This window comes from Proteiniphilum sp. X52 (assembly GCF_003712195.1).
GTDB lineage: Bacteria > Bacteroidota > Bacteroidia > Bacteroidales > Dysgonomonadaceae > Proteiniphilum.
Map to the genome: position 1 here is coordinate 278,464 of NZ_RDSD01000003.1, position 25,288 is coordinate 303,751.

At 46.8% G+C, this 25,288-nt stretch carries 16 protein-coding genes; 5 read left to right on the plus strand and 11 right to left on the minus strand.

The window, feature by feature from the left end; all coding sequences use genetic code 11:
• From D7D25_RS04805 to D7D25_RS04830, 6 genes are all read right to left on the minus strand, one after another.
• Positions 1-2,988: a SusC/RagA family TonB-linked outer membrane protein gene (locus tag D7D25_RS04805; RefSeq protein WP_158602541.1), complete on the minus strand. Its 2,988-nt coding sequence runs from the start codon at positions 2,986-2,988 to the stop codon at positions 1-3.
• A gap of 81 nt (positions 2,989-3,069) precedes the next feature.
• Complete coding sequence (locus D7D25_RS04810) at positions 3,070-5,124, minus strand: glycoside hydrolase family 36 protein (protein WP_122967807.1); 2,055 nt, start codon at positions 5,122-5,124, stop codon at positions 3,070-3,072.
• A gap of 95 nt (positions 5,125-5,219) precedes the next feature.
• Positions 5,220-6,038, minus strand: coding sequence for a class II fructose-bisphosphate aldolase (locus D7D25_RS04815; RefSeq protein WP_122967808.1), 819 nt, complete (start codon positions 6,036-6,038; stop codon positions 5,220-5,222).
• 4 nt (positions 6,039-6,042) lie between these two features.
• On the minus strand, positions 6,043-6,996 hold the full coding sequence (locus tag D7D25_RS04820; protein ID WP_122967809.1) for a carbohydrate kinase family protein: 954 nt from the start codon (positions 6,994-6,996) through the stop codon (positions 6,043-6,045).
• A complete protein-coding gene (locus tag D7D25_RS04825) occupies positions 6,993-8,222 on the minus strand; it encodes a class II D-tagatose-bisphosphate aldolase non-catalytic subunit (protein WP_122967810.1) in 1,230 nt (409 codons plus the stop codon). The genes D7D25_RS04820 and D7D25_RS04825 overlap by 4 nt, the downstream gene beginning before the upstream one ends.
• A 7-nt stretch (positions 8,223-8,229) precedes the next feature.
• Entirely contained in the window at positions 8,230-9,357 is a 1,128-nt protein-coding gene (locus tag D7D25_RS04830) for an SIS domain-containing protein (protein ID WP_122967811.1), read from the minus strand.
• A 345-nt stretch (positions 9,358-9,702) separates the two neighbouring features.
• Between D7D25_RS04830 and D7D25_RS04835 the strand changes: the two genes are divergently transcribed.
• On the plus strand, positions 9,703-10,488 hold the full coding sequence (locus D7D25_RS04835) for a DeoR/GlpR family DNA-binding transcription regulator (protein WP_122967812.1): 786 nt from the start codon (positions 9,703-9,705) through the stop codon (positions 10,486-10,488).
• 42 nt (positions 10,489-10,530) lie between these two features.
• Here the strand turns inward: D7D25_RS04835 and D7D25_RS04840 are convergent, their stop codons facing one another.
• From D7D25_RS04840 to lysS, 3 genes are all read right to left on the minus strand, one after another.
• Positions 10,531-11,880, minus strand: coding sequence for a glucose-6-phosphate isomerase (locus D7D25_RS04840; protein WP_122967813.1), 1,350 nt, complete (start codon positions 11,878-11,880; stop codon positions 10,531-10,533).
• 178 nt (positions 11,881-12,058) lie between these two features.
• Entirely contained in the window at positions 12,059-13,054 is a 996-nt protein-coding gene (locus D7D25_RS04845) for an NAD(P)H-dependent glycerol-3-phosphate dehydrogenase (RefSeq protein WP_122967814.1), read from the minus strand.
• Between the two features lie 24 nt (positions 13,055-13,078).
• Positions 13,079-14,812 carry a lysine--tRNA ligase gene (gene lysS, locus D7D25_RS04850; RefSeq protein WP_122967815.1) on the minus strand — a complete coding sequence of 578 codons (1,734 nt, stop codon included), beginning with the start codon at positions 14,810-14,812 and terminating at the stop codon, positions 13,079-13,081.
• A 637-nt stretch (positions 14,813-15,449) separates the two neighbouring features.
• On the opposite strand from lysS, the gene D7D25_RS04855 reads away from it, so the two are divergent.
• From D7D25_RS04855 to D7D25_RS04865, 3 genes are read left to right on the plus strand one after another with little or no spacing between them, the layout of a single operon-like run.
• Positions 15,450-15,977 carry an NAD(P)H-dependent oxidoreductase subunit E gene (locus D7D25_RS04855; protein ID WP_122967816.1) on the plus strand — a complete coding sequence of 176 codons (528 nt, stop codon included), beginning with the start codon at positions 15,450-15,452 and terminating at the stop codon, positions 15,975-15,977.
• Between the two features lie 12 nt (positions 15,978-15,989).
• Complete coding sequence (locus D7D25_RS18675) at positions 15,990-19,124, plus strand: FAD-dependent oxidoreductase (RefSeq protein WP_122967817.1); 3,135 nt, start codon at positions 15,990-15,992, stop codon at positions 19,122-19,124.
• A gap of 15 nt (positions 19,125-19,139) precedes the next feature.
• Positions 19,140-20,897, plus strand: a complete 1,758-nt coding sequence (locus tag D7D25_RS04865; protein ID WP_122967818.1) for an NADH-dependent [FeFe] hydrogenase, group A6 — start codon at positions 19,140-19,142, stop codon at positions 20,895-20,897.
• Positions 20,898-21,049: 152 nt separating this feature from the next.
• On the opposite strand, the gene hydF is transcribed toward D7D25_RS04865, so the two are convergent.
• Positions 21,050-22,273 (minus strand): [FeFe] hydrogenase H-cluster maturation GTPase HydF, encoded by a 1,224-nt coding sequence (hydF, locus tag D7D25_RS04870; protein WP_221407955.1) that lies wholly within the window; start codon positions 22,271-22,273, stop codon positions 21,050-21,052.
• Between the two features lie 133 nt (positions 22,274-22,406).
• A complete protein-coding gene (hydG, locus tag D7D25_RS04875) occupies positions 22,407-23,828 on the minus strand; it encodes a [FeFe] hydrogenase H-cluster radical SAM maturase HydG (protein WP_122967820.1) in 1,422 nt (473 codons plus the stop codon).
• Positions 23,829-24,002: 174 nt separating this feature from the next.
• Here hydG and dapA point away from each other — a divergent pair, with 174 nt between their 5' ends.
• Complete coding sequence (gene dapA / locus D7D25_RS04880; protein WP_122967854.1) at positions 24,003-24,890, plus strand: 4-hydroxy-tetrahydrodipicolinate synthase; 888 nt, start codon at positions 24,003-24,005, stop codon at positions 24,888-24,890.
• Positions 24,891-25,288: the final 398 nt, after the last annotated feature.

Here is a 25,288-nt window from a genome sequence, read left to right on the forward strand (position 1 = left end):
TTAAAAGTTGATTTCCACACCTGCCAAAACCTGGCGGCTGATAGGGTAATTATCGGCATACAATCCGGCGAGCGAATATTCGGTCGTTTTAAGGCTTACTTCCGGGTCCATTCCCGAGAAACGGGTGAAAGTGAGAAGGTTGTCACCGGATATGTATACTTTACAATTAGATATAGACACTTTTTTCAGTAAACTTTGCGGAAGATTGTATCCCAATGTGACGTTTTTTATCCTGAAAAAACTGCCGTTTTCCAGATAACGCGATGATATGTTGTTCGATCCCTTATTTCCATTCATGACCGCTTTCGGATGGGTGGCGATATCGCCCTGTTGTTTCCATCTTACCCATCCCAACCGGTTGTCATCGATGGACAATTGGTTATATCCCAGATAGGCCCCGTCCGCATCTGTCGATAAACGGTTATAGTTGAATATTTTATTTCCGTAAACAAAATTTGTGTTGATGTTGAGGCTGAACCCTTTGAGCGTGAGGTTGTTGATGAACCCTCCACTGAATTTTGGGGTTGCTTTTCCGACAACTTGCGGATCTGCCTGGGTAAAATCATTCGTGCTTGACCGTTCGGTGATATTGCCGTTATCGTCCCGCACTATTTTTTCCCATAACGGATCGCCGTTTTCAGGATCCACGCCCAACCATTTGGGCATGTACCAACTGTAGATATCCTGTCCACGCTTTACTTCCTGGTAGACCATATTCCTTGTAAGCAAGAAATGTTCATCGTTGGGAGTTCCCATCACGGTGTTCTTATTGAATCCTATGTTGAACATGGTGTTCCATGTGAAAGTGGGGCGTTGGATGTTTTTGGTGTTTAATTGTATCTCCATTCCCTGATTACGCACGCTGCCGATATTTTCCATTCCTTCGAAGAAACCGGTGGAAGGTTTCCGGGGTACGGCCAACAGCAGATCCTTGTTCTCGATATTGTAAAGGTCGAAATTCAATTCGATGTTTTTCCACAGGTTGACATCCACCCCCACGCCGGCCATATAGGCGGTCTCCCAACCCAGATAGGGATTCCCTGAACGTTCGGGGGTTGCGCCGACCTGGTTCTGATAGGAGCTGTTGAGGGAGAATGTCGAGAGATAGCGGAAAGACCCGATGTTTGAGTTTCCCGTGACCCCGTAACTCGACCGAAGCTTTAAAAATGAAATCACGTCGTTGCCTTTCAGAAAATCTTCGTTGCTTAACAGCCACGAAGCGGCAACCGAGGGGAAGTAGCCGATCCTCCGTTCCGGCCCGAAGGTGGAGCTGGCATCCATTCTGTAGGAAGCGGTGGCGAAGTACCGGTTTGAATGGCTGTATTGGGCCTGCGCGAAGGCAGACCATCCGGCTCCCGGAATTTTGTATCCGCCGATTTTATAGACTGCGGCGGCATTCAATGCATCCATTCCATTGGGCATGCCGATCCCTGATGCCGACATGTAGTCAGTGCCGTATATGCCATATTCCCATCCGATGAGTCCGTTTAGGGAGTGATTCCCCCTTTCTTTACTGGCTTTTAAAATATTCGTAGTGCCAAAAGAGTTGCTTAATGTGGCATTGTTCAGCAAATAACCCTTTGCGTAAGAGGGGCTGTATGACCTTGGGTCTATGAATTGATCATATTTCGATGTGTTCTGGGAGAATCTGTTTGTGGTTGTGAATATCAACCATGGCAGGATTGACCAGTTGAACTGTACGTCGGCAACGATCCCATATGATTTGGATTTGCTGTAATTGTACTGCTCATTGTGCAGGGCATTCCATTTATCCTGAGAATACCATGTCTTCCCGTTATCAGGCCTGACTGCGCTTGTGATCTTGACAATCTCTCCGTTGGCGTCATAGGGGTTGTCCCAAGGCATCTTGGTGTATGCGTCATTGAGTGTGGTCCAGCTCGACGCGCTCCGGTCGCGTGAGGTCGTATATGCCAGCCGGATATTCATATCCAAGTTCGAAAAGAGTTGAGCATTCAGATTCAGACGGGTGGAGATCTTGTCGAAATTGGTATTAATCAGTGTTCCCTCTTCGTTATAATAATCTACGCTGGCAAAATAGCCTATCTTTCCCGTACTTCCCGAAATGGATGTGTAATAATTCTGTAGCCATCCCGGAGAGAAGAATGCGTCCTGCCAGTTATAATCCTGTCCCAAGAGATAGAATGGACGAAGCTGCTTGAACAATGACGCGCTTAGCATGTCTTTGTGCATTAAAAACAGCTCTTTTGAGTCCATCATTTTAAAGTTCCCGAACAAGGGGCTTTTCTGTCCGACCTTTGTTTTGAAGTTCACTTTTGTTGCTTGGTTTTTTGAGGCCGACTTGGTGGTGACAACGATTACACCTCCTGCCGCTGCGGAACCGTATAAAGCGGTCGCACCCGCGTCCTTCAGTACCGTGATAGTCTCAATGTCGTTCGGATTGAATGTCCCATATGGTATTCCGTCGACCACATAAAGCGGATCAGCATCCGCCGTGATCGAGCCTGTCCCGCGAACGCGTATCTCGGCATTCGCTCCGGGTTGTCCTGTGGAGTTATAGACAACAACACCGGCTACTTTTCCTTGCAGCATATTTCCCACATCGGAAGTGTTCACGTCTGTCAATTGTTCCGACGACAGGGTCACCAATGAACTGGAAAGTTCGGCTTTTTTCTGGCTGGAGTATCCCATTACAATGACTTCCTCCATCAAATATGTGTCGGTTTCGAGAGCAATATCGATGATCTCTCTCCCGTCTACGGCACGTTCCTGGGTTTTAAACCCCACATACGAGAAGAGAAGTACGTCGCCGGATTTTGCCTCGATGGAATAGTTCCCGTCGATATCGGTAATGGTTCCGGCGGTGCTTCCCTTTATGGCTACACTCACTCCTGGCAGTGACTGTTGATCTTCGGCTGACGTGACTGTCCCCCGAACCGTAACTTGTGCATAGGAGCCTAATGAAAACAAAAGAATCAATAGGCATGTTAACTTAAATCTACTTCGCATGATCATAAAGTGTAAAATTGTGTTTTATTCCAGTCTCCCTATAATATGTTCAGATACGTATGATACCTGTCTCGTATCCGCTTAATATACCTCAATCAGGTAATTGGCTTTAAAATCCCGATTTATGACAGGATTGTCGCCGTTGATGGTGTAAGACCTTTTTTCATCGGTGGTATATTCCACGACGGTGTATTCCCGGCCTTTTTCTAATCCTCTCAATTCTATTTCACCACTCCATTCATCGGCGTAAAATGCGTAGTACATTTTGCCATCCTTTTCAATTACGTGTGCTTCCGGTTTGAAGAAGCCTATGTCGTAAAGTCCACCAAGATAGGTCCCTGTGGAAAGCTTTTTCTCGTCATATAATGAGAACCACTTCTTCCATATATTCTCTTTTTCAGGTGTTAACAGATAATCTTCTTTGACATTAGGATTGTTTTTCGGATAAGTGAATTTGGTTCCCAATACCGCGCCAATACCAAACGAACTTGCAAAATCGTTTCCGTGGTCGCTTAATTCCACGTGATCGCCAAAATATGCCGTTTTCGGAATTAAAGCCTTGTAGATATAGCCTTTTGACCTGATCTGGCTGCTGTTCAATGGGTCGGACGCAACCACCTGGTTACAATAGGGCATATTGTAGAAAGACATGCAGGTGCCACAAGGGCAATTCTGGACAACTGCGTGGGGCTTGACCTTCAGCGATTCTTCATAAATCAGTTTGAAGTAATCAGGCAGTTCCCTTACCGATAATTGCGGATCCTGGGGATGATTGGCCGCGCTGTAGTCGGGATGCACGGCATTCAGATGTTGGCCGTCGAGTTTTAATCCGTCAAAATCATATACCGATAAGAACTTATGCACAAGCCTTTTGGTCTCTTCAATGGTTTTACCGGCTAGCGGAGACATATAATAACTATTCCACCATGAAATACCATAAGGCTCTCCCTCTTTGGAAAGCATCAATACCTCAGGATTTTCTTCCAGTATTTTTGTTCCGGGGTCTGCAGCCAGCGGTGCCCACCAAAGCTGGACTTTTAATCCGTCTTTTTTCATCTCTCTGACTAAATCTATCATCTCCTGATCCCCGCCGGGGAAGCGATTGGGATCCAGATCCCAATCGCCTTCGGCAATCTGATAACCGTCGTCGACTGTAGCCCATCGAATGCCTAATTCCCTTACTTTTGGCAAAGTGCCCAAGACTTCTTGAAAAGTAGCCGTACGTTCATAGCCCCAGGAGCACCACATCGATTCAAACGCGGCCGGCTCCGATTCGGGCATCACGATCCCCGATTTCCGCATCAATTCAGCGTATTGGCGTAAGGGCCTGAAGCAATCCCCTTCGTATAACTGCACAAAACTCAGCAGTGAAGATATGGTGTCCCCGGGCAACAGCTCTTTCGCATCGTCATACATTTTTTCCATGGCGATGGTAGCATTGTCAGAGTTGTCTTTTTTCTCCACGGGCAATGAAACCAGTTCGGGATGTTTTGAAACATGCCCTATGGCTATGCCCATGTCGGGACGCCATAAGCAGGTGACCGGGATTCCTCCGCCATAATCGGAATTGTTCATCCCCATGTAGTTGCGCTGGAAAAACTGACCCTCTACCGGTAGTATCCAATCAGCCCTTTCTGAAGTCGACTCACCCTGAAAAGACCAGAAGCCGGGAGTGGCGGATCCTCCGATTATTTCATAGTTGTTATTCCTTATGCCCTTGACGAATAACGGTCCTTCCGTATGATTGATATAGGAGGTTTTGGTCAACAACATGTCCGGAAAATCGCGGTATTTAATAACAGTCAGTATCTTGGTCAACCTTCCGTTATGCAATGTTGTGTCGCCTGTAAAAGAATAAACCTCCCCCTTTCCTATCGAATCGGAGATCGGGGCTTTTATTTTTTTGTTCAGGACAAACAGTTCATATTCAGTCCCGTCGTCCATGATCAAATGATCCGAGGAATTAAAATCAACCAGTTGGTTCGCATTCGCCGGTATCCATTGTAGTCGGGTTCGCATCCGGTCATTGATCTCGAATCCCAAATTCCCGTTCGATAGGTTGTTAGACACATTTCCGCACGACAAAAGGATGAGGCATAAGGAACTCCATAATGTAAACTTTCTAATATTCTTCATCGTATATTGGAGTTTGTTATGTTGCTTGTTTTTAGTTTCTTGTAATTATCTATCCTCTATTTCCGCAATCAAATTGATGGGTAGGCGGGGATATCTCAGCTGAAGTTCACGATTTTGAATTTATGGATCAGCAAATCTGCCACGGGCTTACACGCTTTTGGGAAGACTTTTCTTAAGTCGATCTCATCGGTGGTGAGAAGCGTGTTTTTGAGTGCCTTCATAAACGTGTCTTTTATTTCGGTGGCGAGATTGATTTTGGTGATTCCATTTTTAATCGCGCTTTGTATCATCGGATCCGGAATGCCGGAACTTCCGTGGAGGACAAGGATCGCGTCTGTCGCTTTGTGTATTTCCGCGATTCTTTCAATGTTCAGGTTGGGTGCCGATTTATAGAATCCGTGGGCTGAGCCTACGGCGATTGCCAGCGCGTCTACCCCGGTTTGCTCGACAAATTCCGACGCTTCATCGGCCGTTGTGAATTCGCCCGTTTGCTCCTGTCCCGGTTTGGCTATATACCCGAGTTCTGCTTCAACATTCGCATTGTATTTTTGGGCTGTTTCCACCACCTGTCTCGTAATTTCCACATTTTTGGAAAACGGTTTGTTACTTGCGTCTATCATCACTGAGTCAAAGCCTGCATCCAAACATTCCTGCACAAGTTCTACCGAATCGCCATGATCCAGGTGAATCCATCCCTTTACCCCATAGTCTTCGAGTGATTGCCGTGCCAGTGCCACCGACTCTCTCAGTCCCATATATTCAATGGAACTTCTGGTCAGTTGAAGAATGACCGGCAGCCGGCAGGATTCCGCCGCCGTGAGGACACTTTGAAGGGTTTCCAGATTGTAAAAATTGGTCGCAAGGATCGCCTTTTGATCCCGTTGATACTCTTTTAGTTTTTCCTGTAAAGTCATGCGATCAGATTTTTAGCGTTTGGTTGAATCTTGTCCGTGCAATAGCTTTTACAGCTTCTTTTGAGGTAAATGCTCCTGTTCCACCGGCTGCGGTTGTATTTATTGCACCCGTTAAATTCCCGACGATCTGCGCGTTTCCAGCTGTTTCGCCTTTCACGAAAGCATGGATAAAACCCGCGTTAAAGCTGTCTCCCGCGCCAATGGCGTCAATGACATCATTGTTCAGGAAAGCGTCAAGATGTATTGGTTCCCGATTCCTCTGCAATAGCAGGGATCCCTTTCTGCCGCGTTTAACCACGCAAATATGAATGTAAGGAGCTATTTTCCCGACCGCCTCTTCCAATGTTGTTGCTTGTGTGATAAATTTGAGTTCGGTTTCGTTGGGAAGAAAAACATCCACATACGGGAGGATACTTTCATAATCCATATCCCATTTTTCGTTGGGATCCCATTGGGTATCGAGCGAAGTGGTCACATTATTGTCCCTCGCGGTTTTCAGGATATCGCTCAAGTCTTTCTTAATGCCGGACTGCATGAAAATTGAGGATAGATGGATGTGTTTTGTTTTCGAGAAAAGGGTTTTATCCATATCGTCAAAGGTCATGAAATCCATGGCTCCCTGGTACGTCACATTTGCGCGGTCTTCATTGTAATTCAGACAAATGGTCGCGCCGGAAGAATATTTGTCTGATTTTATGAGCATGGATGTATCCACGCCTTTACCGGAAAGGTTGGACTCTATTAAATGTCCGAAGGTATCCCGGCCGATCATGCCGACAAAACCTGTCCTTGACCCCAAACAAGCGATATTTGCCGCAAAAATGGCTGTGGAACTGCCCAGCGTCAGATTCATCTCTTTTGCGAATTTCTCTTTCCCGACCTCAGGCTCACCGTCAATACTGTTGAGAATCACATCCACATTGAGTTCTCCAATCGCGATAACATCGAACTTATTCATAATAAATAATCATTTAGATTCACCAAATTGAACGCGTTAAAATATTTATCCATGTCATGTTCTATTCTCGAGAGCACGACTTCTTCGGCATCTATACCGTTCCGTTTCAGGTTTTCGAAGAGGCGGTAACGCGCAACCAGCGCTTTCGGGTTTTGCCAGATATACCGGCATCCGGTTTTTATCAGCCATTCTTTCCTTTCGGCGGAGATATTTTCAAATGGTATATCCCTCTCATCTGCCTGCAACCATTTTTTCCAACGGTTGGACTCAACGACCAACTCCCATAGTGTTTTTTTCATGTTTGAAAGCACGGCAATCTGATTCTGCCGGAATAAAGCTTTCTCTATCTGTTCGAGCTCGATCAGGGCATCATACTCGCTTATGGTGAATTCAGGACCTACATTCGCGGCTCCAATTCCACAAATCGGGTAATCATCAGGGTTCACAACCCCGTCGGTATAGTGCCCTTTAATATAACTCCCAAATTTACGGACTTTTTGGGCGAGCGTGGTAGCCATTTCTTTATCGAAAGTGGTTGTATGTAAGTCCGTGCCTACTTTTCCCACAATAAAACAGGGCCACACCTCGGGTAATCCTTCCTCTTCCAGGCCGGTTTTCAGGAGCTCGATAAATGTGTCGAAAGTATTCTCATCGGCAAGGCCGCCATGGACCTCTTCAGTGCCCACTTCGTAGGAGATGGCCGGGTAATTGCGCTGACGCCTGAATTCTTCGCTGTGCTTGATTAGCTCTACCGTTCTTTGAGCAACAATCCGGATATCAATGATCTCTCCAGCGGGAACGAAAATATCTACAGTCGGATCTACGTGGATCAGGTCATATCCGGCTTCGATGGCATCTTCAAACGATTTTTTAACTCCTGCCATAGCTTTTTCCAAATCCCATCTCTCCTGCGATTGCTTATCTTTTAACCAGGGACCTCCATGATCTATGGCTACAATGTAAGGTCCATTGAAATTGACCGATCTGGCTTCGTCCGCAAGCAGTTTGGTGAACTCTCTCTGCGTGATGCCCACATACCCTTTATCCGAATCGATTTGATTGAGTGTGGCTGCAAACTTAATCGGCGCGTTGTTCCGTTTTGCCGCCCTGAATGAGGCTTTTATGACGGACATGGAGTTTGGACAAACAGCAAATAATGTTCGGGGAACACCTGTTTGTGATTTTAATTCTTCTATTCTCTCCAGTATTTTTTCTGTTTTTGCCATTTTATTATTAATATATTATTACACCTTCTACTACCCTGGATATTTTTCCGTTGACTGATGGATTGTCGGGATCAAGATCAAATATCATTGATTTAAGCATTCCAAGCATTTGTCCGATAAGTACATATAATATTGCATCGTATTCAGTTTGAATTTGAATTCCCGGAATCATCTCCATATCAAATTCAATATCCATTATCTGTTGTTTTTTTTGTGCTACATAGACTTGCGCTATGGGTTTTGCCTGTTGGTTAATCTGAATTACCAGATCCCTCTCGTATTGAAAAACTTTCTCATCCTCCGAAAACAAATAAACAAGTAGTGTTTTCTCATTTAGTACGGCTTTGGGACCGTGGCGGAATCCTAAAAATGAATCAAACTGACAAATAACTTTACCGTCGGTTAATTCCTGTAATTTTAAATGACACTCTTCGGCAATCCCTTTTTTTTCACCTGAACCCAGAAAAACGGCTCTCTCGAATTCATAAGCAGCAATTTCCTCGATTTTACCCGTATGATCGGTAAGCATGCTTCTCGCCTTTTCACTCAATATGTCAATACCGTTTTTTTTAGCTTCGATATGTTCAATGTCAAAAATCAATATCGAAGCCAAAAGCATGGAGGTGAAACTGCTTGTCATTGCCAAACCTTTATCGTCTGTTTCAGAAGGAAGAACCAGTGAGAGACTATTCTTATTTTGAGCTTTTTTTGCCAGTTTGCCATTCGCGTTACATGTGATAAAGATATGGGCTATATGATCTCCACAGATAGAGTTCGCAGAGTCTACAGCTGCTATGCTTTCCGGACTGTTACCCGATCTGGCGAGTGAAACCAGCATATATTTTTTGTTTTTTTGAAAAATGGCACTCGGATGGGTCGTAATATCAGTGGTTGGTACTGATTTTATATTGTATATATTGTACTTCGGCAACATGTATATGAGGATGTTGCCAATAAATGATGAAGTGCCCGCGCCGGTGAATATGATGGTAACCTCATCATTATAATAAGTGGATAAAAAGGATGATATCTCTTCTTTCTTGTCAAGAATGCGGTTATAGGTCTTCCTCCACATTGCCGGTTGTTGAAATATCTCCCGATGAGTATGGGTGCCGGAGCAATCAATACTTAGCATAATCTCTTGTTTTTTTTATTAAGATATTCAAGTTTCGCATGTAAGTTTGAAATGTATGCAACTAAAGCGGAAACCTTTAGTCGCAATCATGCCACTTGCGAAAGTTGAGTTAAAATATAATTTATGGCAAAAGTAGTCTTTAGCGAAAGAAGCGAAATTATCGGAATACATGTTATAAAACATATATTTGCTGTTTGTTTGTCAATATGCTGAAAATAAGCATAATACGAATATATTGTGCATCGGGTTTTTATTTCGAAATGTTTCGAAAGAGTTTATTTCTTAAATATATCTTTTGATGTGTTTCGCTTTAAAGTAAAAGCATTATTTTTGCACCTAAAAACGATGGAGAATTATTCAACTAACGAGAGAAGAGCCGATATCATCCAGATACTTAATCAAAAAGACAGAGTTGTAATTTCGGAACTCTGCGAAAGGTATGGTTTGTCGGAAGTAACTATACGAAAAGATTTGGAGATCTTAAAAAAGCGCCACTTGCTTTTTCGGATTCGGGGTGGAGCCATTCGTATTCCGTCAACTGTGGATGGTAATGATGCGAGGGTAGGAGCGAAAAGGCTTTTTTATTATAAGCAAAAGAGAGCGATTGGACGATTGGCGGCATCATTGATTAAAGAAAACGAAACCATCATCATAGATTCGGGGACTACGACCATGGAAGTTGCCAAGAATTTGCATGATTTCCAAAATCTCACAATAGTCACAAATGCGATTGATATTGCCTTGGAAGTGTCTAAATATGATAGATTTAATGTTATTTTGTTAGGAGGACACTTGCGGGAATCATCTTTATCAACCGTGGGGCCTTTGGCTGAGTCTGTATTGAAAGTGTGCTATTGCGATAAACTTTTCTTGGGTGTGGATAGTTTTACGATTGAAAAAGGTATTTCCACCCCTAATCTCGAAGAGGCAAATATCAACCAAACGATGATCTCTATGGCAAAAGAATGTATTGCCGTGTTTGATTCTTCCAAGTTCGACAAAAGAAGTTTTGCGTTTATTGCCCAGGTGAAAGATATTGACGCGATTGTCACGGACGACGATATACCTCCCCCTATATTGTCGGAATTGAGGCAAAGGAATATTAAAGTTCACATAGCTTCCTATCGATAATTATTAAATAAAAGTTCTTACCCTATGGCGAGGAAAATGTTGTTATAACCTTGCCTTGATCGTTTTGGTTGCTTGCTCGTACCCCGGTTTTTCCAACAGGGCGAACATATTCTTCTTGTAGGCTTCCACCCCCGGCTGGTTGAATGGGTTGATGCCAAGCAGATAACCGCTGATGCCACACGCTTTTTCGAAGAAATAGATCAACTGTCCGATATGTTTTTCGTTCAATCTGGGTATTTCTATTGTCAGGTTGGGGACGCCGCCGTCCACATGCGCGATACGCGTGCCCAGTTCCGCCATCTTGTTCACTTCGTCAACCCGTTTTCCTTCCAGGTAGTTCAATCCGTCGAGGTCCCTCCCGTCACGGGGGATAACGACCTTTTCGTTCGCCTCTCCAATCGTCACTACGGTCTCGAAGATGGTCCGTTCGCCTTCCTGTATCCACTGCCCCATGGAATGGAGATCGGTGGTGAAGTCGACTGCCGCAGGGAAGATACCCACGCCCTCTTTCCCTTCACTTTCGCCGTAAAGTTGCTTCCACCATTCGGCCAGGTAATGGAGCTTGGGGTGATAGTTCACCAGTATCTCAATCTTTTTGCCCCGTTTGTACAGTTGATTGCGGATTACCGCGTAGATGGCGGGCAGATTATAATCAAAAGAGATGGAAGGTAGTGTTGCTTTTTCTATTTCCACAGCTCCGGCTACCAGTTTACGGATATCTATTCCTGCCACGGCAATGGGAAGCAGTCCTACCGGCGTGAGAACGGAATAACGTCCCCCTACGTTGTCGGGGATGACGAATGTTTTGTATCCCTCCGTATCGGCCAGAGTGCGAAGCGCCCCTTTCGACGCGTCGGTAATGGCCACAATCCGTTTCCTGGCCTCTTCTTTGCCTACTTTATCTTCCAGTTGGTCTTTCAGCAACCGGAAGGCGATGGCAGGTTCGGTGGTCGTGCCCGATTTGGATATATTGATGATGCCAAACTGTTTGCCGTCGAGATAACACTTCAGCTCGCAGAGGTAATCTTCGCTGATATTGTTTCCGGCATAAAGGATCACCGGATTTTTGCGGTCTTTCTTTTCCTGGAGCCAATCGAATGAGGAGGAGAGGGCGTCAATCACCGCGCGGGCACCGAGGTAACTTCCTCCGATTCCCACTACCACCACTGCTTCACAATGCGTGCGGAGTACTGTGGCTGTGTCTTCAATTTCCCTCAATATCGGGTCAGTAATAGAGGAGGGGAGTGTTACCCATCCCAGGAAATCGCTGCCTTCACGTGAGCCGTCATGGAGCGCCTGATTGCAGGCCGTTGCTTGTGCCGACTGTTTCAGGATATCTTCTTCGGAGAGGAAACCGGAGAGACCTTTGATCTGTAATTGAATCGTATCCATTTTTGTTAATTTATTGAGTTGCAATTACTAATTACTAATTACCAATTACCAATTACTAATTATGTACTAATTACCCATTAATTGGCACTGAATCACTAATGATGACTTCTTCACTTTAATTACCAATTTTCTGCTGTCAATCCTTCATTGTCAACTGTCCATTGTCTTAATTCTCATCTCAGAAAAAATCGATCAACTTCTTGATGCCGTTCTGAGGGGAGAGTTTCTCGTGGAGGATCCGGTATACCGTCTCGGCGATGGGCATGTCGATGTTGAAACGGCTGTTCAGTTCATGAATACATTTTGCCCCGTAGTATCCTTCTGCGATCATCTCCATTTCCAATTGGGCCGATTTGACTGAGTAGCCTTTTCCTATCATGGTTCCGAGGGTTCTGTTCCTGCTGAACTGGGAATAACCGGTCACAAGCATATCTCCCAAGTAGTGCTGCTCGGTGATATTGCGCTCCATAGGAGCCACGCCATTCAGGAAGCGAGACATCTCCTTGGCGCAATTGCTCATCAGTACCGCCTGGAAATTATCTCCATACAACAATCCCTGGCAGATACCCGCCGCGATGGCATAGATATTCTTTAGCACGGCGGCCAGTTCGATCCCTACCACATCATCCGAGACGGCAGCCTTGAGTATTCTCGAAGTGATGGCTTCGGAAAGCAGTTTTGCCTTTGTCTGGTCCTTACTTGCCGCGGTCAGGAACGAGAGCCGTTCCAGTGCCACCTCTTCGGCATGGCAGGGGCCGGAAAGCACACCTGTATTTTCAACAGGGATCTTGAAATTACTGGAAAGGAACTCGCTCATCACCATATTGTCGTTCGGTATGATCCCTTTCAGCGCCGATACCATGAATTTCCCCCGGAAAGTGTTGTTCCAGATACGTCGGAAATATTGTTTCACATAGGGAGAGGGAATTGCGATGATAATGGTGTCTGAATCCTTGATTGCCTTCTCCAGGTTGGAGTAGAAGGTGATCTGGGCCAGGTTGAATTTCACATTGGTGAGGTAACTGGGATTGTGGCCGAGTTTATAAAACCCTTCTATCTGATCGTCCCGCCGGATGAACCAATTCATATGTTTCTGGTTCATCAGTACGATTTTCGCCAGGGCCGTCCCCCATGTTCCGCCGCCCAGAATACAAATTTTGCCGATAGAATCCATTATATGTTTTTTTACAGTCAGGCTTTAAAGTTCCGAGGCATTCGCTACCCATGTTTTTACCTCATCAGGGGTGGGATTGGCCAAATTCAGCTTGAATTTTTTATTCAATCCGCATATCTCTTGGTGGAGTTTGTTGGGATTCAGTTCTTTGAGGCTTTTTACCCGTACATATCCCGCCTGCTGGAGCGGATCGACCCACTCCTGCGGTATGCCGATGTCGGTATAATGGGATAGGGCATCTTTTTTAACTGTTTTTTCCGGACGCATCATCGGGAAGAGCAGCACTTCCTGGATGGAGGTTTGTCCGGTAAGCAACATGGCAAGCCTGTCCATGCCGATACCCATCCCGGAAGTGGGGGGCATGCCGTATTCCAGGGCGCGCAGGAAATCCTGGTCTATGAACATTGCCTCATCGTCTCCTTTTTCGGAGAGGCGGAGTTGTTCCTCGAAGCGTTCACGCTGGTCGATCGGATCGTTCAGTTCTGTATAAGCATTTGCCAGCTCTTTGCCGTTGACCATCAGTTCAAACCGTTCGGTCAGTTCAGGATTTTCACGATGGCGTTTACAGAGTGGCGACATCTCGATGGGATAGTCGATGATAAAGGTGGGCTGTATATATTTTCCTTCGGCTTTTTCGCCAAAGATCTCGTCGATGAGCTTGCCTTTACCCATGGTCTCGTCCTGTTCCACACCCAGCTGTTTGCATACATCGCGCAGTTGAGCCTCGTCCATTCCACTGATATCGATGCCGGTGTGTTCCTTGATGGCGTCGATCATGGTAACCCGTCGGTAAGGCGCTTTGAAATCGATCTCGGTATCACCCACTTTCGCTTTTGTCGTCCCGAGTACTTTCATCGCGACGTGCTCCAGCATCTGTTCGGTGAATTCCATCATCCACTTGTAATCTTTATAGGAGACGTATATTTCCATTACCGTGAATTCCGGATTGTGCGTGCGATCCATCCCCTCGTTGCGGAAGTTTCGGGAGAACTCATACACACCCTCCAGTCCACCCACGATCAACCGTTTCAAATAGAGCTCATTGGCGATCCGCAGATAGAGGTCGATATCGAGCGCATTCATGTGGGTGATGAACGGTCTCGCCGCGGCTCCACCGGGGATATTTTGCAGTACGGGAGTATCCACTTCCAGATAACCATGGCTGTTAAAGAATTCACGCATGGCATCGAAGATGCGGGTACGCTTAACGAAAATGTCTTTTATACCGTCATTCACCAACAGGTCTACATACCGCCTGCGGTACCGTAATTCGGGATCGGAGAACTTATCGTACGCCACGCCGTCTTTCATTTTCACGACAGGCAGCGGCTTCAATGATTTTGACAGCAAGGTGAGTTTTTCCGCGTGTACGGATATCTCTCCCGTTTTAGTGCGGAAAACGAAACCCTCCACCCCTACGAAATCACCTATATCAGTCAATCGTTTGAAAACGGTATTATAAAACTCCTTATCTTCACTGGGACAAATGTCGTCGCGGGTAATATAGACCTGAATGCGACCTTTGGAGTCCATCAACTCAATAAAGGACGCTTTCCCCATGATCCGGCGGCTCATAATGCGCCCGGCAATACTTACCCAACGGCGCTCCGCTTCGTCGTTGAATTCATCTTTTATCTCTGTGGAATAAGCGTTTACATTATACAGGGCGGCGGGATAAGGTTCTACTCCCAGCGCTCTCAACTCTTCCAGGCTTTGCCTGCGTATGATTTCCTGTTCACTCAGTTCTGAATTTTGCATAAATAGGGTCTTTTCTCGGCCATTTTCATATCAACTAAAAATATTCCATTCACACATAGCGAGATAGATCATCTTTGAACGTGTGCGGATAGATGATGGCTCTGTGACTGCAAAAGTACAAAATAATTCATAAATAAACATAGGTATTTGCTATAACATTGTCAAACAGATTTGTTTCTGTTCATTGTTCATTAAGACACTGTTTTGAATTTCACAAGCGAATTGCTTTGCTTTATTTTATCCGGGTTGAAAAGATGAACCATGCCACTTTCGGCCATGTCGGAGGATGGGGCGTTAGTATTCGGGGGATAGTTTCAAGAACCAAGAACCAAGAACCAAGAGCCAAGAGCCAAGATTAGCCATGCCGCTTTCGGGGAGAACTTTGTTCTTATGGTTTCCCGCACCATGGATGAAATGGATGAAGGTATTGAAACCGCGGACTAAATGGTGGATTATCAGATATATCAGGTGTGTTGTGTGAGATGTGTGATTTAACGTAAAATAATTAAAGAAAAACTTCTTTAATCAAAAAATGCATTATATTTGTGGGAGTAATAGTTTGGTTTTAAGCCAAACAAGTTCGTCCGCCCGGCATAATTGCTGGTGGTATTGTGTCTATTTAATAAAATCTGCCCTTATGGAAACACTAGCCCATGTTCCGGTCTCAGGAATCATCCTCGATGAAATTATTGAAAAGCACCGGGGAAAACCAGGAATGTTGCTTACGACACTGGAAGAGGTACAAGAGAAAAACCCGCTGAAATATCTTCCCGGTGAAACGTTGGCTGAAATCTCAAAGAAAATGAAAATACCTTATACGCAGGTATATAGTGTGGCCACCTTTTATTCTTACTTCAACTTAAAACCACAAGGCGAGCACACTGTCGTTGTCTGCAGGGGTACAGCTTGTCATACCAAAGGGTCGAAAGCCCTGCTGGATGATATCGCCGTTATTCTGGGTTTTAAAAGGGATGAAGACGACACGGAATCCTCTTATACCACTCCCGACAATCTCTTTACCATCAAAACGGTAGCTTGCTTCGGGCAGTGCGCCCAATCTCCCGTTGTGGAAGTGGATGGGGTTATTCACAGCAATGTGAATTCACAGAAATTGCTGAACATACTGGACAAACTCAAAAGGGGGAAATCCCGAAAGAAAACCTAAATATATAACCCTATGACACCGTCCGAGATCAAACTAATAAAAGAGCAGCATCACGAAAGAATACTTCCTGCCATGCCAATGATGCTGGTAGGGATGGGGACTTGCGGCATTGGCAATGGAGCCGATACGGTTTATCGTCAGATCAGGAAGCAAATTGCAGATGCCGGGATCGCTTGTAAGCTCAAACAGACGGGATGTTTCGGTTTTTGTGCCGAAGAACCGATGGTAATGCTTTACCAGCCCGGTAAACCTATGTTGGTCTACAGCAAAGTGAACGAAAAAGATGTAAGACATATCATCGAAAGCCTGGGAAAAGACACGATCTGCCGCAACAAGCTTTTGTGCAGGATAGACGAATGGGATTTCCTGACCTCAGAAGTGGAATTCGGTAAAGGGTATCAAGATATTCCGCATTGGGACGAGATCCCTTTTTTTAAAGGGCAGCGGAAAGTGGTGTTACGTCATGCCGGACTCATTGATCCCGAAGATATCCTCGATTATATTGCCGTAGGGGGATACAATGCCCTGGCCAGGGTGCTTGCCGGTTTCGAGCCGGCTGACGTGATCAACGAGGTGACGGAGGCGAAGCTTCGCGGCCGTGGAGGGGCGGGTTTCCCTACCGGCATGAAATGGTCGATCATGCGAAAACAGGAGTCCGGTCAGAAATATATTATCTGTAATGCTGATGAAGGCGACCCGGGCGCCTACATGAACCGCAATGAGATAGAGAGCGACCCGCACATGCTGATCGAGGGCATGTTGATAGGTGCTTACGCGATGGGAGCCGACAAAGGGATAGCGTATGTGAGAGCCGAGTATCCGCTTGCCGTGAAACGGCTCAAAAGTGCCATCAGACAGGCAGAAGAATTTGGGTTGTTGGGTGAAAATATCCTGGATTCCGGCTTCAGCTTCAGCCTGGATATCGTGGAAGGTGCCGGAGCATTTGTTTGTGGTGAAGAGACGGCGCTGATCGCCTCCATTGAAGGAAAGGCCGGACGCCCGATGCCCCGCCCTCCCTATCCTGCAAGCAGGGGGTTATATGGAAATCCCACCACCATTAATAACGTGGAGACGTGGTGCAATGTGCCTGTCATCATAGAGAAAGGGAGCGGATGGTTCAGCGCCATCGGTACGGAAAAAAGTACCGGCACAAAAGTATTTTCGCTGGTCGGAAAGGTGAAGAATACCGGACTGGTGGAACTTCCGCTGGGCTCTAAACTGGAACAGTTTGTTTTCGGTATCGGAGAAGGGACAGGCACTTCCAAGCGGGTAAAAGCGGTACAGACAGGCGGCCCTTCGGGAGGCTGTATACCGTTGGAGTATTTTTCCACACCTGTCGATTACGAGTCGCTGAACAGCATAGGCGCCATCATGGGTTCGGGCGGTATGGTGGTGATGGATCAGGACAACTGTATGGTGGATGTGGCCCGTTATTTTCTCGAATTCAATGCCGGTGAATCGTGCGGAAAATGCACACCCTGCCGCGAGGGATCCGCACAGGCGCTCGCCATCCTTACCCGCATCACAAGGGGGCAGGGGACTCCTGCCGATTTGGCCGTGCTGGAGCTCCTGAGCGGTGTCATTAAAGATTCGTCGCTTTGTGCCCTGGGGCAGACCACACCCAACCCGATCCTGACCACATTGCGGTATTTCAGGCACGAATATGAAGAGCATATCAGGGAAAAACGTTGTCACGCGGGAACGTGCGAAGCGTTATATATGGCATTGTGTGAAAACAGCTGCCCGTTGCACATGAACATCCCCGGCTATATCGAACTGATAAAAGAAGGCAGGTATGAGGATGCTTTTGAACTCACGCTGCGCGATAATCCGCTGCCGGGGACGATCGGCAGGATATGCCATTTCCATTGCCAGATGCGTTGCCGGCGCGAGATGCTGGATCAGCCGGTTTCGCAGGGGGAGATCCACCGTTATCTGGCGGATACCATGTATCAACTCGGGAAAGAGAACGAGATTTATCACAAGTTGGCCAAAGAGAAACTGCTCCCTACCGGAAAACGGATCGCCATAGTGGGCGCGGGACCTGCCGGGCTTACGGCCGCATTTTATCTCGTACGCTTAGGGCATGAGGTTACCGTTTATGAGGCTTTGACGGAGGCCGGCGGGGTTCTTCGCTTCGGCATTCCGCAGTATCGTTTGCCCAAAGAGCTGCTAGAGAAAGAGATAAAAGTGATCAAGAAGCTGGGTGTCCGATTCAAATTCAATCAGCGATTGGGGGATAATCTCTCGTTGACGGATTTGAAAAAAGCATCTGATGCTGTTTTTATGGCGATTGGAGCATGGAAAGATGTCGATTTGAATATTCCGGGTGAAGATACAAAGGGTGTCCTTGCCGGCACTGAAGTTTTAAAAAAGATCGCGTCGGGTGAACCCCCCGGGCTCGGCCGGCATGTGGTGATCATCGGTGGCGGTAACGTGGCCATCGATGCCGCCCGCAGTATCCTGCGGATGGGGAGGGATGTGACCATTGTGTACCGACGCGAAAAGAGTGATATGCCTGCCAATGCCGTTGAGATATCCGAATCGGAAGAAGAAAAGATCAAATATCGATTCCTCTCATCTCCCCATGAGATCATTGCCGATAGACGCGGAGAGGTCAGGGCGCTGCGTATCGAAAAAATGTCGCGGGGTGGCATTGACCGTTCGGGAAGAAGGAAACCTGTTCCAACCGGAATATTTGAAGAAATTCCCTGTGATTCCATTGTTTTGGCTGTCGGGGAACGGGTCGACTCAAAGAGTCTGGGGGAGAGTCTGGATATGGCAAAAGATGGCAGGATAAAGGTGGACGCGTTCACCTGTCAAACATCTGATCCGAAGATCTATGCCGGCGGCGATGCTGTCACCGGTCCTTCAACCGCCGCGGAGGCAATGGGGATGGCAAAGAAAGCAGCCGCCGCTATCGACAAGGCGCTGATGGGCCAAGAGAGATTTCATCTTTTGTCGCGCGAGTTCCAGTACGGAAATGAGGTGCCCATGAACCCGAAGCCAAGCCCGAAGAACGTGGCAAGAAGACTCTCGGTGAAAGACAGGGTGAATAATTTCAATGAGATCTCATTCGGATTTACGGGTGAGCAGGCCCGTAACGAAGTGGAGAGGTGCCTGAGGTGTGACGTCAAATGCCAATAGATAAAATCGCATATTATGGAAATCAGGATAAATAACCGGGTTGTCCAGGTAGCCGAAGGATGCACCATCTGGCAAGCCTGCCGTTCGGTTGGCATTCATGTGCCTACTTTGTGTTACCTGAAGGATGTGTCTCAAAACGCTTCCTGCGGAGTATGTGTGGTAGAGGTGAAAGGAGCCAGGTCTTTAGTGCGCTCCTGTATCACAAAAGTTACCGAAGGGATGGAGATATCGACCCACAGCCCGCGTGCCATGGAAGCCCGGAAATTGAATGTTGAACTGTTATTGGCCAACCATCCGCAGGATTGCCTGATTTGCGACCGGAACGGGAATTGCGAGCTGCAGCAGTTGGCCTTTACATTGGGTATCGATTCGAAACGGTTTGTGCGGACCCGCAAAGAGCATTATGCAAAAGACGATTCATCCCTTTCCCTGGTCCGCGATCCTGAAAAATGTATCCTTTGCGGACGATGTGTGGCCGTCTGCGGCAATATACAGGATGTAAAAGCCATCGATTTCTCGGGACGAGGGTTGAAAACAAAGGTGTCCGTTTTTCTCGATCAGGGATTGGGTAATGTAGTCTGTACAAATTGCGGCCAGTGCGCGTTGGTTTGTCCAACGGCAGCTATCACTGAAAAAAGCGCGGTAAGCCAAGTATGGGCGGCGTTGCAGAATCCGAAAAAGGTAGTGGTGGTGCAGACTGCCCCCGCTGTGCGTGTGGGCATAGGAGAGGCAATGGGGATGCCCTACGGAAGCCTGGTCACGGGACAGATGGTGGCCGGCCTGAGGCGGCTTGGATTCTCACGGGTCTTCGACACCAATTTCGGGGCAGACCTCACCATTGTGGAAGAAGGAAACGAATTGCTCCATCGGATTAAAAACGGTGGCACATTGCCGATGATCACCTCCTGTTCACCGGGATGGATAAAATTTATCGAGCATTTTTACCCTGCGCTGTTGGGACATTTGTCTACCTGTAAATCTCCACAACAGATGTTCGGCGCGGTGGCCAAAACCTATTATGCGGAAATGACCGGCATTGATCCGCGCGATATCGTGGTGGTATCCATCATGCCCTGTACCGCCAAAAAATATGAGGCACGCAGGCCTGAAATGGACGGCGCATTCCAATACTGGAAAGAAACATTGAACCTTAGGGAAGAAGACCGCTTTTTTGATGTGGATTACTCCCTTACAACCCGGGAACTTGCGCGTATGTTCCGTGAAACCGGGATTGAATTCACCCGGCTTCCGGAAGAGGAATTCGACAGCCCGTTGGGCGAATCGACCGGTGCGGCAGTTATATTCGGCTCCACAGGCGGTGTGATGGAGGCGGCGTTGAGGACTGCCTATGAACTTTACACCGGGAAAAAGCTGGACAATATCGATTTCAGATCGGTCCGCGGCTTCCAGGGGATAAAAGAGGCCGACGTCAATTTGAATGGAACAATACTGAAGGTGGCGGTGGCCCACACCTTAAAAAACGCCGGTATATTGTTGGATCAGATTAAAGACGGCACATCCCCGTATGCTTTCATCGAGGTGATGACATGCCCGGGCGGTTGTTTGGGGGGAGGAGGACAGCCCATACCCACCAATGCCGAAATACGTGAAAGGCGGGCCGCATCTATTTATTTTGAAGATGAACATAAGCAGATCCGTAAGTCACACGAAAATCCAGAAATAGCAAGGATATATAAGGATTTTCTCAATGAACCTCTGGGTGAGAAGTCACACCATCTGCTGCATACGCATTATGTGGAAAGAGGATATTGAGAAACCGCGCGGTGTTTGAGTATATGTGGAGGGTGACAGTCACCGAGGGTGTAGTGCGTGGCCGGGTGACAGGCACCGAGGGTGTGGAGGCGATCCTTGGCGGGTATAAAAAAGTGGCAGACGCTTTTTGATCCGGAGTTGAGTGAAATATTTCAATTATCCGGAAACAGTGGCAGGTTGACCGGTTTTTTTTCAAGCATCTTGGTCGCCCTTCTGAAAATCCCATGCATATATGCCAGCACCATTCCGTAATTGGTTACCGGTATACCCCGTTCGATAAACGGATGGAGCCGGTTCAGCAACTGCTTGCGGGTTACCATGCAGCCGCCGCATTGGATGACGAGGGAGAAATTCCGTATGTTCGGGGGAAGTTCCGAGAGCCCCGCAACGACCGTGAAATGGAGTTGCTTTCCGGTGAATTGCTGCAGCAGTTTCGGGATTTTCACCCTGCCTATATCGTCACAACTGGTCTGATGTGTGCAACTTTCCAGTAAAAGGATGTGGTCGCCCTCTTTGAGTCGGGAGATATATGGCGTACCTTCCAAAAATGCCGTGAAATTACCTTTCATACGGGCGAAAAGGATACTGAAACTGGTGAGAGGGATCTCCTCCGGAAGTGTTTTAGCCACTATCCCGAACGCCGAACTGTCGGTAATCACCAATGCAGGTTTGATGCCTAACTGTAAAAAGTTGGAGAGCTCGCTCTCCCTTACCACTACTGTCACGCAGTGGTTGTCAAGCGCGTCGCGGATAGTTTGATTTTGGGGCAGGATCATTCGCCCTTCCGGGGCTTCGCTATCGATGGGTGTGACGAGCAGTACCACATCTTTTGGCCGTACCAGGTCGCCGATCAATGAACTTCTTTGAAAAGCTGTTGCCGGAATGATCCGTTTTAATGCGGTGATGAACCTCTCTTTGTCGGCCGGGTTGATAGTGCTGAAATCTATGATATCTGCGTTGGAGTGCTGTTTGATGGCGGTTACGGTGATAGCGGCGATTTTGTCGATATCGCTTTTGTTATGCGCGAAAAGATAAGGGACCTCATTCTTTTTAAATTGTTCGATCAATTGTACCTCATAATCGCCGAACTGATTGCCGGCAATCAGGAGGATGGCACAATCCACTTTCCGGATCACTTCCTGTGATTTCCGGATTTTTTTATTTCCGATTTCTCCCAGATCATCTATTCCGGCAGTATCGATCAGTACGGCCGGCCCGATATCGAAGATCTCCACCGATTTTTTCACTGGATCGGTCGTCGTTCCCGGGAAGTTGGAGACAATGGAGATATCTTGTCCGGTGAGCATGTTGATCAACGAACTTTTGCCCGTATTTCTACGGCCGAATATGCCGATATGTAAGCTGTTAATGTTCAATATGTTTCGCATTATTGCCGAATGACAAATGAATGTTTGCGGTTAGTGAGCAGGGAGGAAAAGCTTGTTTGGACTATGTCGAGCGTAGCAAACATCCAAATTTACAAAGTAAATTTGAATAACAACTGAATAACTACCGATACAAATCCCTTTCTCCCTGCTTGATCCTGCCGATTTTATCCCTCACCTCATTCTGCATTGTTTCATTCAGTTCGTCGATGTTTTTCTCTATCACTTCCCATCCTTTCCGCGCAGTTGTTTCCGGCGCATAATCTTCCAGATATTCTGCCAGAGTGAGTATCGCATTGGGTGTGCAGAACCGTTTGATGAAGCCCGGGACGGAAAACTCCATGAAGTGTTCACCGGTTCTGCCGAGTCGATAGCAGGCAGTACAGAACGAAGGGAGCATTCCCTGTTGCAGCAATTCTTCGATGATCTCATTGAGTGAACGGTCATCGTTGATATGGAATTGGCTCCTGTTCAGGTCGAGATTCTTCTGTTGCGACATATAACTGCCCAGTTCTATTTTCGTTCCGCCGTCGATTTGTGATACGCCATATCGCATGAGTTCGTTCCGCAGCGCTGCCGGTTCGCGGGCAGTAAGGATCATGCCGGTATAAGGCACAGCCAGACGCAGGATTGCTACCAGACGGGTGAATTCTTCATCGGAAGCGAAATAACGCTTCTCTATCCTGAGCATTGAGGCATCTTTAATTCTGGGAAAAGAGATGGTGTGCGGCCCCACGTTATAGCATGCCTCCAGATGATTGGTATGGCGTACCAGTCCCATCACTTCGAAGCGCCAGTCATAAAGGCCAATCAACGCGCCGATGCCTACATCATCCAGGCCGGCTTCCTGTGCCCGGTCGAGGCAAGTGAGCCGGTAGTCATAATCGGTCTTTTTTCCCCATAGATGATAATCTTTATATGCTTCCCGGTGATAGGTCTCCTGAAATACCTGATAAGTGCCAATGCCCGCCTCTTTCACCACACGGAATCCTTCTATGTCCAGTGGTGCCGCGTTGATATTCACCCGCCGGATTTCACCGCGCCCCTTTTTTACGCTATAAGCTGTTTTTACCGTCTCCGCGATGAATTCCGGATTGTATTCGGCATGCTCCCCAAAGACCAGTATTAACCTTTTCTGCCCACTCTCCTCCAGGGCTTCGATCTCTTTTATCAATTCATCCATGGAAAGCGTTTTCCTCACCTGTTCCCTGTTGGATACCCTGAAACCACAATAAATGCATTCATTAGCACATTTATTGCCTATGTAGAGGGGCGCAAACAGTACGATGCGGTTGCCGTATATCTTTGTCTTGAGCGCTTTTGCCCCTTCTTTGATAAGTCTTATCGATTCTTCATCGTCCGCGTTGACAAGGGTGGCCGTCTCCTTCAGATTCAGGCGGTTCTTTGCCAGCGACTTGTCGATGACTCGTCGCACTTTTTCGGGTGAGGAAGGGGTATTATTCAGATAATCCCATATCTCAGCCGTGTCGATAAACGGCTGCATAGGGATATCCGGCAAGCGGTATGTTTCAGGGTTAAATCGCATGCGATTACTGTTTACTCACTTCACCGCAAAGATAACATTATCAGAACGATTTTACCCTATCGCGGCGAATAAAATTTTTGACTTAATGAAAAATATATACCTTTGTGGTTCGGAATCATTTTGTTCTTAAAATGAGTGTTCCGTGAATAAACTGCTGGAAAAAATATGCCTTTCATGTCAAAATTCGATCTCACAGGCTTGGGAGTGGCCCTAATCACCCCTTTCAAAGAGGATAATTCCATAGATTATGGAGCGCTTTCCCGGTTAGTGCGATTTCATCTGGAGAGCGGCACGGACTATATCGTGGCTTTGGGTACCACGGCTGAAACTCCCACACTTTCAAAAAAGGAGAAGCGCGAAGTGGTGCGTTTTATTGTGGAACAGGTGAATGGTGAAATTCCGGTAGTGATGGGGATAGGTGGCAATAATACGGCCGATCTGGTAAGCGACTTGGGAAGTACCGATTTTTCAGGGATAAGTGCCATTCTCTCGGTCACACCTTATTATAACAAGCCCACCCAGGAGGGTCTCTATCAACATTACTGTGCTTTGTCGCGGATATCCCCGCTACCTGTCATACTTTATAATGTGCCCGGAAGGACAGGTGTGAATATGACGGCCGAAACCACCTTGCGTTTGGCGAAAGAGTGCGGCAATATTGTGGGGGTGAAGGAGGCTTCGGGCGATCTCAATCAGATTAAGGAGATCATTGACAGGGCTCCTGAAGGGTTTCACGTCATTTCAGGGGACGATGCCCTTACTACTGATGTGATCGCCCTTGGAGGGATAGGAGTGATCTCGGTATTTGCCAATGCTTTTCCCGTTGAAATGGCGTGGTTGGTGAAGAATGCCTTGGAAGGCAATGCCGCTGACGCGCGCAGTAAGATGAATGCCGATTTTGGGGCATTGTTCCATCTTATGTTTGTAGAAGGCAATCCCGCGGGGGTGAAATGCCTGCTCTGGTTGAAAGGCATGATACACAACAATCTTCGTCTGCCGTTGGTTCCCGTGAGCGAAAAAACATTGCAACAGATAAAAAGGGAACTTGCTAAATTCAGTTGAGGAATAATAGTTAATGTTAAAGTAGATAGCCTTGGTTATTTATTTGTCATTGCGGTGTGGTGCGGGTTAACCGTGTCATATATAGGGCTGTGCGCTCTTTCCGTGTTTTAAAATCAACTCTTTTGCCGGGAGGCAAGATGGGATGTTTTTTCGTTGTATCCGTCCTTTGGAATGTTAAAAAACCATTTTTTTTACGGAAAAATTTGTGAAATAAAAACAGAATGATATAAATTTGCAACAAAATATTTGAGAAAGTAGAGAAAAATGAGGTTTAAGTTAGGAAATAATATAACATCTCCCTATTTGTTAACAAATACTAACGGGGGGGGGGCAGGCAAGCTCTCGTATAATCTCTTAAAGTTTTCTTCATCTCTTTTTAAAAGTTTATTATCCCGTTT